The sequence below is a fragment of the Paeniglutamicibacter antarcticus genome (assembly GCF_039544305.1).
GTDB lineage: Bacteria > Actinomycetota > Actinomycetes > Actinomycetales > Micrococcaceae > Paeniglutamicibacter > Paeniglutamicibacter antarcticus_C.
On record NZ_BAABLK010000093.1, the window covers coordinates 49560 to 62069 of the forward strand.

Below are 12510 nucleotides of genomic sequence, written 5' to 3' on the forward strand. Positions count from 1 at the left end.
TTTCCCGCCGTACGCACCACTTCCACCCCCCGCACACCCAACAGGCAAGCCCCACCGAAAGGCAGATACGCCCGTGACTACTGAACAACTCACCACCCAAGCCCTCGAGGCGAGAATCGACGTCGCAGCCCTCGGCGAACAGCTACTGGGTCGCTGGGCCGACATCCGCAAACAAGCCCGAGCCCTTTCGGGCAGCGAAGCGGTGCGTGGCATCCCCGGCCTGTCGATGGACGAGCACCGCGAACGCGTGCTGTCCCAGCTGCACGACCTGGTTGATGCTAAGGCCGTGCACCGTGCATTCCCCAAGCGCCTGGGCGGGGAAGACAACCACGGCGGATCCATTGCCAGCTTCGAGGAACTGGTCACCGCCGACCCGTCACTGCAGATCAAGGCCGGTGTCCAGTGGGGTCTCTTCGGCTCCGCCGTGCTGCACCTGGGCACCGAGGAGCACCAGGACAAGTGGCTGCCGGGCATCATGAACATGGAGATCCCCGGCGCGTTTGCGATGACAGAAATCGGGCACGGCTCGGACGTGGCCTCCATCGGCACCACCGCCACCTATGATCCGGACACCCAGGAATTCAGCATCAACACCCCCTTCAAGGCGGCGTGGAAGGAATACCTGGGCAATGCGGGCCTGCACGGCAAGGCAGCGGTGGTATTCGCCCAGCTCATCACCGCCGGGGTGAACCACGGCGTGCACGCCTTCTACGTCGACATCCGCGACGGGAACGGTTTCCTGCCCGGTGTCGGGGGCGAGGACGACGGGCTCAAGGGCGGGCTCAACGGCATCGACAACGGACGCCTGCACTTCACCGATGTGCGCATCGCGCGCACCAACCTGCTCAACCGCTACGGCGACGTCGCCATCGACGGCACCTACTCCTCGCCCATCCACTCCCCGGGCCGGCGCTTCTTCACCATGCTCGGCACTCTGGTTCAGGGCCGGGTGTCATTGGACGGCGCGGCAACCTCCGCCTCGAAGATCGCCCTGCAGATCGCGGTCACCTACGGCAACCAGCGCCGCCAATTCAACGCCACTTCCGACACTGTCGAGGAAACGCTGATGGACTACCAGCGCCACCAGCGCCGGCTGCTCATCCGCCTGGCCCGCACCTATGCGGCGTCATTCGCCCACGAGGAACTGCTGGAGAAGTTCGACGGCGTCTTTTCCGGTGCCACCGACACCGACGCTGACCGCCAGGACCTCGAGACCCTGGCCGCCGCGTTGAAGTCGCTGAGCACCTGGGATGCGCTGGACACTCTCCAGGAGGCACGCGAGGCCTGCGGCGGCGCCGGCTTCATCGGCGAGAACCGCCTCACCGCACTGCGCGCGGACCTGGATGTCTACGTCACCTTCGAGGGCGACAACAACGTGCTGCTCCAGCTGGTCGGCAAGCGACTGCTCACCGACTACGGGCAGGAATTTCGCCAGTTCAACGCCGGGGTGATGGCCCGCTACGTCGTCAAGCAAGCCGAAAACGTGGCATTGCACCGCACCGGGCTTCGCTCGGTGGCACAGTTCGTTGCCGACACCGGGGACGAGCGCAAGAGCGCGAACTTCTTCAAGGAAACCGCGAACCAGCGCGCCCTGCTCACCGACCGCATCAAGACCATGGTCGCCCAGATCGCCGACGAGATGCGCGGGGTCGATCCCAAGGACCGCGCAGCAGGTGCCGCGGTGTTCAACGAAAACCAGAATGCGCTGATCGCCGCGGCCCGCGCGCACGGCGAGCTGCTGCGCTGGGAAGCCTTCACCACCGCACTGGAAAAGACAACCGACGCCGGAACCCGCACCGTGCTCACCTGGTTGCGCGATGTCTACGCGCTCTGCCTGATCGAGGAGAACCTCGGCTGGTACCTGATGAACGGGCGTCTGTCGATGCAGCGTGCCCGCACCCTGCCCGGCTACATCAACATCCTGCTCGCCCGCCTGCGCCCGCACGCCCAGGACCTTGTCGACGCCTTTGGCTACGGTCCCGAGCACCTGCGCGCGGCCATCATCGCCGATGACCGCGAATCCAAGCGCCAGGACGAGGCCCAGGAATACTACCGCCGGTTGCGCGCCAGCGCTGATACACCGGTCGATGAAAAGGTGCTGATCGCCCGCGAGAAAGCCGCCAAGAAGGCCGCACAGCAGGGGTCCAAGAAGAAAAAGTAGAAGAAGTAGTACCGGCACGAAAACGCGGAATCGCTGATTGAGGGCGGGGGCGAGGTCCATCTGGCCTCGGCTCCCGCTCTCATGCGTCATGGCCCGGCGGCGATGCGTGCGGTGAAGCCCGGCACACCCTCACCGGTAAGTCGCCCGGCCTGCACCGGACGTCCGGAGACCGCAAGCAGCAGATCGATCATCGGGCCCCGCACCTCTTGCCCGGCACCGTGGCTGAATTCGTCATCGGTGCCCACCAAGCGCGAGCCTTCGGCCGTTTCCCTACCGCCGCCGAACTTGGTGCCCGTCTTGAGGTGGTGGGCCAAGGCGGTGGCAACGTGGGCTGCGCGGTAGTCGCGGCCGATCAGCAGCGGACGGCGAATGTCCTCCCCGTGCACGAACGCCTCAACCAGCCGGGTGGCCAGCGGGGCAGGCGGGGTGCTCGTGCGTCCCAGCACGGCTGCGAACGCGGCAAGCGTTTCCTGTGGATCCGCGCGCAGTTCCTTGGTGACGCCCGTGGCGTTGTCCTTGTCAAAGTCGAACCCCGAGGCAACCAGCCGGCCGATGAACCCAAGTCGTGTCGTGCACGCCGCATCAACTAAGTGGGCCAATACCTGATGTACGTCCCAGCCAACACATAACGAGGACGTCTGCCACTTCGTTGGCGCCAGCCCGTTTAGATCCTGCAGCAGGGCCATGCGTTCCTGGTGCACCACGGGCCAGATGGCACTGCCGCTTCGAGGTCTCATGGAACCACCCAAGCAGCACTGCTACTTGCTGACAAGGCACACGCATCGATGTGGAGATGCCGGGAACGGTCCGGGCCCGCCAGGTCTCGTTCGCTGACCCCGACCCATGGCCCGGAAATAAGGAGGATCGCGCGCGAAAAAAGGCCGACGGGTTCATCTCACCCGACCGCCGAAAAGCCCGGCAGATGGGGCCCAAACGTTCTTGGGCCATTGGTCCGGGTTCTGTGTAGCGCGACATTGCCATAGAGTTAAAGCAACGCGGCTTACGAAAGGGCAACGCTCAACCCATGAAGAAGAACTCAATTTTCGCTCGCCTGTTCGGAATCGGCAGGGCAAACGCAAACGCCGCATTGGATGCGCTGGAAGACCCGCAGAAAATGCTGGACCAGAACGTTCGCGACTACACCGAGAACATCGCCAAGGCCGAGACAGCCGTCGCCCAGACCATCGGGAACCTGCGCATGCTCGAAGAGGACCACAAGACCGCGGGGGAAGAAGCCAAGCAGTGGGGCACCAAGGCGCTTGCCGCATCGAACAAGGCCGAGGAGTATGCAACGGCCGGCGATGCGCTGAACGCGGAGAAGTTCAACAAGTTGGCCACCGTGGCCATCCAGCGCCAGATGTCCAGCGAGAAGAAGGCTGCCAACGCCGAACCGAACATCATTTCGCAGCGCAAGGTCGTCGAGCAGCTCAAGACCGGGCTGAACACCATGTCGACCAAGCGCCAGGAGTTGGTTTCCAAGCGCGATGAACTGGTGGCCCGTGCGCGCAACGCAAAGACCCAGAGCCAGATGATGGATGCCGTCAAGGCCCTGGACATGAGCGACCCCACCTCGGAGATCGGCCGCTTCGAGGCCAAGATCCGTGCCGACGAGGCCAAGGTGCGCGGCGCCGCCGAGCTGGCCTCGTCCTCGCTGGATGCACAGTTCGCCTCTCTTGAAGACCTTGGCGAATCAACCGAGGTCGAAGCACGGTTGGCGGCGATGAAGTCCGAAAGCAACATCCTGGAGCAGTCCTCCGCTGCCCCGGAGATCGAAGAAGCTCCGGCGGGGTCGGACATCGAGGCCCGCTTGGCGGCATTGAAGGCCAAGAACGAGGCCTAGCCCTGGTGGAGGCCGCTTCGGCCTTGATCACGCATGGGCCGGCAAGATGTGGTGGGTACGGTTAATCGCACCCACCACGGCCTTTTAACGCACCCCGATCGGATCTCATCCCCGTCCGGCTGCTTCATCCCTTGTCACAGACCATGGATACCGTTGATTGCTCGCGTTTGCGTGGTTGAATGAGCTGACACGATCGGGAGGACCACGAATGCGCAAGAGTCGCGGTTTTGCAGCAGGAATCTTTTCTGGCTGGGGCCTTCTACTGATGTTGAGCCCCTTGGCCCTGTATCTGTTCATCCACGCGGACCCCGAGCGCACCGCCTGGGTCACCGCGGGCCCTCACCCCTTTAGCGATTTTGGGAGCGGCCCATACCAATTGCGGATGTACGTCGGGCTCTTTGCGGTCGGGGCCATCTTCTTGGCGGTCGGCTTGATCCTCGGTTCCGCACGGCGAGGGGAAGCACGTCGGCGTCATGGCGCCTGGCTCCTCTGATTCAACAAAGCCTGGCTTCCACGTGCCTGTCCTTGGCTGTGGCACCGCGGATCCCCGCTCCTGAACCGGACGTAAACGTGTCCACGGGGGCCAGAAGGCCGCCCGTAGGTGGATCGATAGCCACCAATGGGCCGGGTGGTCCTCCATAATCTCCGGATGTTTCCTCGGTTTCCCGCTTGAAGTTGGCCTGCGGGCACCTCACTACGAACCAGATCCCAGGGCGCCAAGCAAGCACCCGGGTATCTTGCCCTGTACGGCTGCCCTTGATCCCTGCCCAGAAAACTGCCGTGTCCATGATTGCTTGGGCCAAGCCCCTGTGTCGTGCGCGCATACGAATGCGCGACGGCCCTCGAGGGTCTCCGCTGGGGCTGGCCGGACTGTCAGGTCGTCGGCCCGCGCGCATCGACGTAGGGCCAGCGGCCGTGAACCGGTGCCTTAGCCGCATGGATCGGCCGGTAGACTTGAGGGCGACATGACTGAGAATTTTTCGCAGGCCCACCAGGCTGGCACCGACGACCCATTTACCGCTGCCGAACTCGAGGCCGCCATCAAGGTGCTGGGTCTGGTGCACCAGCTCGAACCCAAGGACGAGCGCCACGTTGCGGTACGCCGGGCAACGGGCAAGATGTTCAAGTCCGCAAAGCGCCACCGCAAGAATGAGAAGCGTTCGGCGATCAACGCCGCGGACCGGGCCGTGGTTGAACGCACCGCCACAGGATCCCCGCAGCGTCTCGATGACGAGACCCTCGGTCTTGACCTCAGCACGCCCACGGAGGCGCATACCGCCGGGGAGTACATCAAGCCTCGCGGCTGCTACATCTGCAAGCAGCGATACACCACAGTCGATGCCTTCCACCATTACCTGTGCCCCGAATGCGCGGCGGCGGGGCGCGATCGCCGCGATGCCCGCACCGACCTGTCCGGCAAACGCGCCCTGCTCACCGGCGGACGTGCCAAGATCGGCATGCACATTGCCTTGCGTCTGTTGCGCGACGGCGCCCACACCACGATCACCACCCGTTTCCCTCGCGATGCCGCCCGCCGCTTTACCGCCCTGGAAGACTCCGCCGACTGGATCCACCGTTTGCGCATCGTGGGTATCGACCTGCGCGACCCCTCCCAGGTCATCTCCTTGGCCGACAGGGTTGCCGCCGAGGGCCCGCTGGACATCCTGATCAACAATGCCGCGCAGACGGTGCGCCGCACCTCGAACTCCTACCTGCACCTGATCGAATCCGAGAACCAGCCGCTGGCCTCCGAACTTGAATTCGCCCACGGAGGCCCCGAAGTCTGGGGCCAGACCAGTCCCCCGTCCGAGCACCCTCGAGCCCTTGCCAGCGCGTTCCGCCTCGAGGATTCCACCTTGCTGGTCCCGGCTACCGAAACCAATTACGATGCCCAGTCCGTGGCCGACCTGGCGATGAAGGCCGGTTCGGCGACCCTTGAGCGCATTGCCTCCGGCACCGCGATCGACGCCGGCGGCATGGTTCCCGATGTCGTCACGGAGAACTCGTGGACGCAGATCCTGGGCAACGTGGATGCGCTGGAAATGCTCGAGGTCCAGTTGTGCAACGTCACCGCCCCGTTCCTGTTGGCCTCGCGGCTGCGCCCGGCGCTTGCGGCCAGTCAAGCGCACCGCAAGTACATCGTGAACGTCTCTGCCATGGAGGGCCAGTTCTCCCGCCGATACAAGGGCGCTGGGCATCCCCACACGAACATGGCTAAAGCCTCGCTGAACATGCTCACGCGCACCAGCGCCGAGGAAATGCTCACCACCGACCGGATCTTGATGTCCGCGGTGGACACCGGATGGATCACCGACGAACGGCCGCACGATTCCAAGGTCCGCATGGTCGCCGAAGGCTGGCACGCGCCGCTTGACCTCATTGACGGCGCGGCCCGGGTCTACCAACCGATCGTCGACGGGGAACGCGGCATCGACCTTTACGGCTGCTTCCTGAAGGACTACGAACCCTCCCCCTGGTAGGCGCAACGACGGACCGATCCAAACGGAGCTTGACCACGTCCGGTCGGTGGTGCCACCGCGTCGTGACCATTCAACTTGCACCGAATGCAAACATGCACATAGTGTAAGTTCGTGAACTTGTTTTCCTTGCACACCCTCGATCGGCCCCGAACAGTTTCGCGGGCCGCCCAACGCATGTCCGTTGCTCCCCGGCACCTCCGGTCGAGGGCTGCCGCGGCACCCCTCTTGGTGGCCGGGCACCGGAATGCGTGCAGCGCAACCTGTCCATTTCCACGGCTCCCGGTTCCGGCTCCCTGCCTCCGCCTCTCCAGCCCTTCCGGCGCTCCGAGAAGCGAACATCCAGCACCAAACCGGCCCGCCTGGAACACCCGAACGGGCACCCGGGTGACATTCCCCTTAGCAGGCTAGGAAAGTGCCTGTCCGCCGGCTCCATCATTTCCCCTCGTCAACTTGAAGGACACCATGGCCGAATTCCTCTATCGTCTTGGACGCGGATCAGCGCGCCATGCACGAAAAATCATTGCCGCATGGTTCGCGGTCCTGCTGCTCGCTGCGGTGGCCTTCGCAGTGGGCGCAGGAACGCTGTCGAGCAACATCACCATTCCAGGAACCCCCACGGCCGAGGTGACCGACCGCCTCGCCACGGAGTTCCCCTCCGCTTCCGGAGGCACCGGGAGCATTGTTGCCCAAACCACCGGGGATAATCCGTTCTCCTCGACCCAGGAGGAAGCACTCGCCGCGCTGGCGGCCAAGGCAGGGTCGATCGACGGCGTGCAGGACGTCATCGATCCCTTTGCCACGCAGCAGCAGCGCTCCGAGCAGTCCGCCGCGATCACCGAGGGGCGCGACCAGCTATCGCAGGGGAACGCAAGGATCGACGCCGGCTTCTCGTCCTTGGACGCCGCCGGGGAAGAACTGGATGTGGGTGAGGCAAAACTCGACGCAGCGATTGCCCAAGCCCGCAGTGCCGGTGCCTATGAGAAGGCCAAGGCGCAGCTCGGCGCCCAGGCCCAACAGCTCGATGCGGGCCGCAAGGAACTCAAGAGCCAACGAGCGGACCTTGAATCAAAGCGTGCGGAGCTCAAGGAGCAAACCGCCAAGCTCGAACAGGGTGCCTCGCTGCTGGAGATGGCCGCTGAGATCCGCACGGTCTCGAAGGACGATACCGCGGCGGTCACCACGGTGATCTTCACCGAGGCGCAAATGAACGTCAGCCAGGAAACCAAGGACGCGCTCGTCGCGCTCTATGCGCAGAACCCCGTCGACGGTGTGCAAATCGACTTCTCCTCGGAGGTCTCCCAAGGCATCCCTAGCATTCTCGGTCCCGGCGAAGTCATCGGCCTGGTTGTCGCCGGGGTCGTCCTGGTGCTGATGCTGGGGACCTTCATCGGTGCGGGCCTGCCGCTGCTCACCGCCTTGCTGGGCGTGGGAATCGGCGCACTTGGCGCACTCTCCCTTTCCAGCATGCTGGAAATGACCTCGGTGACCCCGGTCCTTGGCGTGATGCTCGGCTTGGCCGTGGGCATTGACTACTCCCTGTTCATCATCAACCGACACCGGCACCAGCTCAAGGAAGGCCTGGGTGTGCGCGAATCCATCGCCCTGGCCAACGGGACCTCCGGCAATGCCGTGGTCTTTGCCGGCGCCACGGTCTTCATCGCGCTGCTGGCACTGAATGTCACCGGGATCCCGTTCCTGGGACTGATGGGCAGCGTCGGTGCGGGAAGCGTCTTGATCGCGGTGCTCGTTGCCATCACGCTGACTCCGGCCTTGTTGTCGCTGGTGGGCACCAAGATTCTCAGCCGCAAGGAACGTTCCCGGGCCCTTGGCATGCCGGGAACCGGTAAAGGCACCGAGCCCCGGCATGCCAAGGGTTCAACGCTCAAGCCGATGTCCACCAAGGGAGCCATCGCCACCGCCTTTGCCGCGGTCCTGGTGTTGCTGGTGATCGCCACCCCGGCCCTGGATCTTCGCCTGAACCTTCCCGATGGCTCCTCTGAGGCCTCCGACACCACCGAATACCGGGCCTACACGACGATCTCGGAGCGCTTCGGCGAAGGAGTGAATGGCCCGCTGCTGGTCGTGGCGGACCTGCCCGGAAGCCCGAGCGAGGACGAGGCGCTTGCCGACCAAGCACGGATCGCCAAGGCGCTATTCGACCAACAGGATGTCCTTGCCGTCGCCCCGGCAGGCACCTCGAAGGACCGCACTGTTGCTGCGTTCCAGGTCATTCCGGCCGAGGGGCCAACGAGCATTTCGACCGAGAACCTCGTCCATGACCTACGTGAGCTCTCGCCCCTCGAGGGCACTTATGACCTCGGGGTCGCCGGGTCGGCCAGCGGCAACGTGGATATTTCCGAGAAGCTTGCGCAGGCACTTCCGGTGTATCTCGGCGTGGTCGTCGGGCTCTCGATGCTGATCCTGCTGCTGGTCTTCCGGTCCATCTTCGTCCCGGTCATTGCGACGCTGGGCTTCATCCTGTCCTACTTCGCCGCGTTGGGTGGGGTCGTGGCGATCTACCAGTGGGGTTGGCTGCCGGCGGTCTTTGGCGTGGAAAGCCCCGGTCCCATCCTGAACTTCCTGCCCACGCTGCTGGTGGGAATCCTGTTTGGCTTGGCGATGGATTACCAGCTGTTCCTTGGCTCGGGAATGCGCGAATCCTTCGTGCACGGAGCACCGGCACGCCTGGCCGTGATCAAGGGTGTGCGGGCCGGACGCGCAGTGGTCTCCGCAGCGGCGATCATCATGATCTCCGTCTTCGGAGGCTTCGTGTTCTCGGACAGTTCCATGATCCGTCCCATCGGGTTCGCGCTGGCCTTCGGCGTGCTGGTCGACGCGTTCGTGGTGCGCATGCTGTTGATCCCGGCTCTCATGCACCTTGCGGGCAACGCCGCGTGGTGGCTGCCCAAGTGGCTGGACCGCATCATGCCGGATGTCGATGTTGAAGGCTCCAGCCTCGAACGCAGCCACCCCCATGCAGATGCAGGTCAGCTGACCGCGCCGGAACCTGCAGGGGGCGATCACCGCAGAGCCTGACGTGCACTGATCACAGCACCTGCCGTGGTGCCGCCACTGCCCTCTCGTGCAGGGGCCAATGGCGGTACCACGGACTTGGTGCCGGGCCCGGATCGCCGGTCGGGCCACAGCCTCGGGCCACATTCCTCCTCCGAGACTCTCAAACGCTCGTTTCATGTTTGAATGGTCTGGTGGATCACATGCGAAGAATCTCAGGCCCGAACGAAAACCTCTCCCGCGACGAAGCAGCTTGGCGCGCACAAACCCTCAGGGTGCTCGCCTACAAGGTTGAACTGGACCTAAGCCAGGCGCAGGACCCGACGGTCACCGGGTACCGCTCCAAGACCACCTTGGACGTCGTGGCCCACGGCACCAGCGGCACGTTCCTGGACTTCATCCACGAATCGGTCGAGTCGATCACCCTCAACGGGGCTGCCGTGGACCTGGCGCAAGCCGTCGACGGCTCGCGCATCTACCTTGACGGCCTGGGCCAGGGAAATGACGCCGTGAACTCCGTGGTCATCGACGGGCATGCGAAGTATTCGCGCAGCGGCGAGGGCCTGCACCGTTACGTGGATCCGGCCGACGGGGAGACCTACTGCTACACCCAGTTCGAACCGGCCGACGCCCGCCGCGTCTATGCGAACTTCGAACAGCCCGATTTGAAGGCGCCGTTCACCTTCATCGTGCGCGCACCGAGCCAATGGCACGTTGGTTCGAACCAAGCCGCCGCCCGCCTCGAGGATCACGGGGACGGCACGGCGACGACGCACTTCGCGACGACCTTGCCGATCTCCACCTACATCACCACGGTGTTGGCGGGCCCCTACTTCGTGGCGACCGATTCCTACAGCTACACCCGCCCCGACGGGACCGAGCTGGTGATTGACCTGAACGCGACCTGCCGTGTCTCCCTCGCCGAGCACTTCGATGCGCAAAACATCCTGGACCTGACCAAGACCGGGCTGGATTTCTTCCACGAACTCTTCGACTACCCCTACCCGTGGGGCAAGTACGATTCGGCATTCGTTCCCGAATACAACCTCGGCGCCATGGAGAACCCCGGGCTGGTCACGTTCACCGAGTCCTACGTGTTCACCTCCCGGGCCACCGAGGCGCAGTACGAGCAGCGGTCCAACACCTTGATGCACGAGATGGTGCACATGTGGTTCGGCGACCTGGTCACCATGTCCTGGTGGGATGACCTGTGGCTCAAGGAGTCCTTCGCGGACTACATCGGCACCCTGGCCAACGCCGACGCCACGGAGTTCACCACCGCGTGGACCACCTTCGCCAACCGCCGCAAGGGGTGGGCCTACGTGGCCGACCAGCTGCCCTCGACGCACCCGATCGTCGCGGACATCACCGATCTCGAGGCGGCAAAGCAGAACTTCGACGGGATCACCTATGCCAAGGGCGCCTCGGTGCTCAAGCAGCTAGCAGCCTACGTGGGGGCAGAGGCCTTCCGCAATGCCGCCCGCAGCTACTTCCGTGCCCATGAATTTGCCAACACCACGCTCACCGACTTCCTCATCGCCCTGGGCGAGGCCTCGGGCCGCGACATGGGTTCCTGGTCCGACGCGTGGCTCAAGACCGCAGGGGTGCCGCGCCTGGGCGTGGAGCTCCAACTGGCCAATGGCGCAATCACCGCGGCCAGGCTCACCCAGTCCGGCACCGACCCCATCACCGGTGCGGACATCAGGCACCCGCACGTGCTCAACGTGGGCCTGTTCGACATCCTCGACGGAACCCTCACCCGCACCTCCATCCACCGCGTGGAACTCACCGGCGCCGGCATCGACCTGCCCTTCCTCACCGGCCGGCCACGCCCGGATTTGATCCTCCCCAACGACGGGGATGACACCTACGCCATGGTGGACTTCGACGAGGATTCCCTGGCGACGTTGCTGGGCCACCTGGGCACCCTTGGTGACCCGCTGGCCCGCGCCACCTGCTGGGCCGCCCTGTGGAACATGGTGCGCGATGCCCGGCTTCCGGCACCGGAATTCCTGCTGGCGGTACGCGCGCACGCCGGTTCCCTGACCGAGGTCTCGGTCTTCGCCCAGGTCCTCGCCCAGGGAAACACTGCCATCACCCAGTACCTGCCGCCGGGCCAACGCAGGGTCCAGCGCCAAGCACTGGCAGATTCCATTACCGGTTGGCTCGAGCGCGCAGAGCCGGGAAGCGACGCTCAGATCGCTGCCGCGCGAGCCCTGGCCGTGCTGGCACGCGGCGGGGTCGCGGGGGACATCGTTGACTCCCTGCTGGCCGGGGAGAACCGGTTCGCGGGCCTGGAGCTTGACGAGGAACTGCGCTGGGCACTGTGGGCGGCCAAGGCAGCCACCGGCGAACTGGACGATAACGCCCTGGCCAAGTTGGAAGCCGACGCCGCGGCTCAGCCCTCGGCGGTCTCCACCGCCGGCCGCCTGCTCGCCCTTGCCGCACGCCCCGAGGCCCAGGTGAAGGAAAGTGCATTCAACGCGGTGCTTTCCGGACACCACGCCGATGGATCAGCCCTGTCCAACGAGGCGATCTCCGCCACCGCCGCCGGGTTCCTGCTGGGCACCCACGAGCTGCTCGATGTCCACTACGGTGCTTACTGGCCCGCACTTGAGCAAATCTGGTCCTCCATGAGCATCGGCATGGCCACCCGCGTGATCAGCGGACTCTTCCCGGGATCCCAGGACCGTGTCGATGACGGTACCCACCCGGTGATGGCCCAACTGGAGAGCTGGCTCAACGGCCACCCGAAGGCACCGCGCGCACTGCGCCGGATCCTCGCGGAGCAACGCGATGCACTGGAACGCTCGCTGGCCGCCCAGGAACTCGCCTCGCGCTAGGTTCCACGGCACCAACAACTCCAACACGCCAAGGGGCAGATGTTTCCTTCCGCGGACACCACGTGAGGAAGCATCCGCCCCTTGGCCATCGGTCCGCAAGGCCGGGCCTTCGTCGCCTTGGGCACGCCCCGCGGAAGGTATTTCCCCCAGGACCCCGATGATCTACGGATCGCT

At 64.8% G+C, this 12510-nt stretch carries 6 protein-coding genes; 5 read left to right on the top strand and 1 reads right to left on the bottom strand.

From position 1 onward, the window contains the following. Nucleotides 1-73: 73 nt before the first annotated feature. Nucleotides 74-2161: an acyl-CoA dehydrogenase family protein gene (locus tag ABEA12_RS17890; RefSeq protein WP_210100753.1), complete on the top strand. Its 2088-nt coding sequence runs from the start codon at nt 74-76 to the stop codon at nt 2159-2161. Nucleotides 2162-2247: 86 nt separating this feature from the next. On the opposite strand, the gene ABEA12_RS17895 is transcribed toward ABEA12_RS17890, so the two are convergent. Next, nucleotides 2248-2898, bottom strand: coding sequence for a maleylpyruvate isomerase family mycothiol-dependent enzyme (locus ABEA12_RS17895; RefSeq protein WP_210100752.1), 651 nt, complete (start codon nt 2896-2898; stop codon nt 2248-2250). A gap of 287 nt (nt 2899-3185) precedes the next feature. On the opposite strand from ABEA12_RS17895, the gene ABEA12_RS17900 reads away from it, so the two are divergent. The 4 genes from ABEA12_RS17900 (at nt 3186) to pepN (ending at nt 12336) form a co-directional block, all read left to right on the top strand. Continuing rightward, on the top strand, nt 3186-4001 hold the full coding sequence (locus ABEA12_RS17900) for a PspA/IM30 family protein (RefSeq protein WP_210100751.1): 816 nt from the start codon (nt 3186-3188) through the stop codon (nt 3999-4001). A gap of 965 nt (nt 4002-4966) precedes the next feature. Continuing rightward, nucleotides 4967-6481, top strand: a complete 1515-nt coding sequence (locus ABEA12_RS17905; protein ID WP_210100749.1) for an SDR family NAD(P)-dependent oxidoreductase — start codon at nt 4967-4969, stop codon at nt 6479-6481. Between the two features lie 462 nt (nt 6482-6943). Continuing rightward, nucleotides 6944-9517, top strand: coding sequence for an MMPL family transporter (locus ABEA12_RS17910; protein WP_210100748.1), 2574 nt, complete (start codon nt 6944-6946; stop codon nt 9515-9517). A gap of 179 nt (nt 9518-9696) precedes the next feature. Then, complete coding sequence (gene pepN, locus ABEA12_RS17915) at nt 9697-12336, top strand: aminopeptidase N (protein ID WP_210100747.1); 2640 nt, start codon at nt 9697-9699, stop codon at nt 12334-12336. Nucleotides 12337-12510: the final 174 nt, after the last annotated feature.

Bases quoted from the DNA above. Each gene is read 5' to 3' on its own strand.
- ABEA12_RS17910 (WP_210100748.1), top strand. From the start codon at position 6,944: ATGGCCGAATTCCTCTATCGTCTTGGACGCGGATCAGCGCGCCATGCA.
- pepN (WP_210100747.1), top strand. From the start codon at position 9,697: ATGCGAAGAATCTCAGGCCCGAACGAAAACCTCTCCCGCGACGAAGCA.
- ABEA12_RS17895 (WP_210100752.1), bottom strand. From the start codon at position 2,898: ATGAGACCTCGAAGCGGCAGTGCCATCTGGCCCGTGGTGCACCAGGAA.
- ABEA12_RS17900 (WP_210100751.1), top strand. From the start codon at position 3,186: ATGAAGAAGAACTCAATTTTCGCTCGCCTGTTCGGAATCGGCAGGGCA.
- ABEA12_RS17905 (WP_210100749.1), top strand. From the start codon at position 4,967: ATGACTGAGAATTTTTCGCAGGCCCACCAGGCTGGCACCGACGACCCA.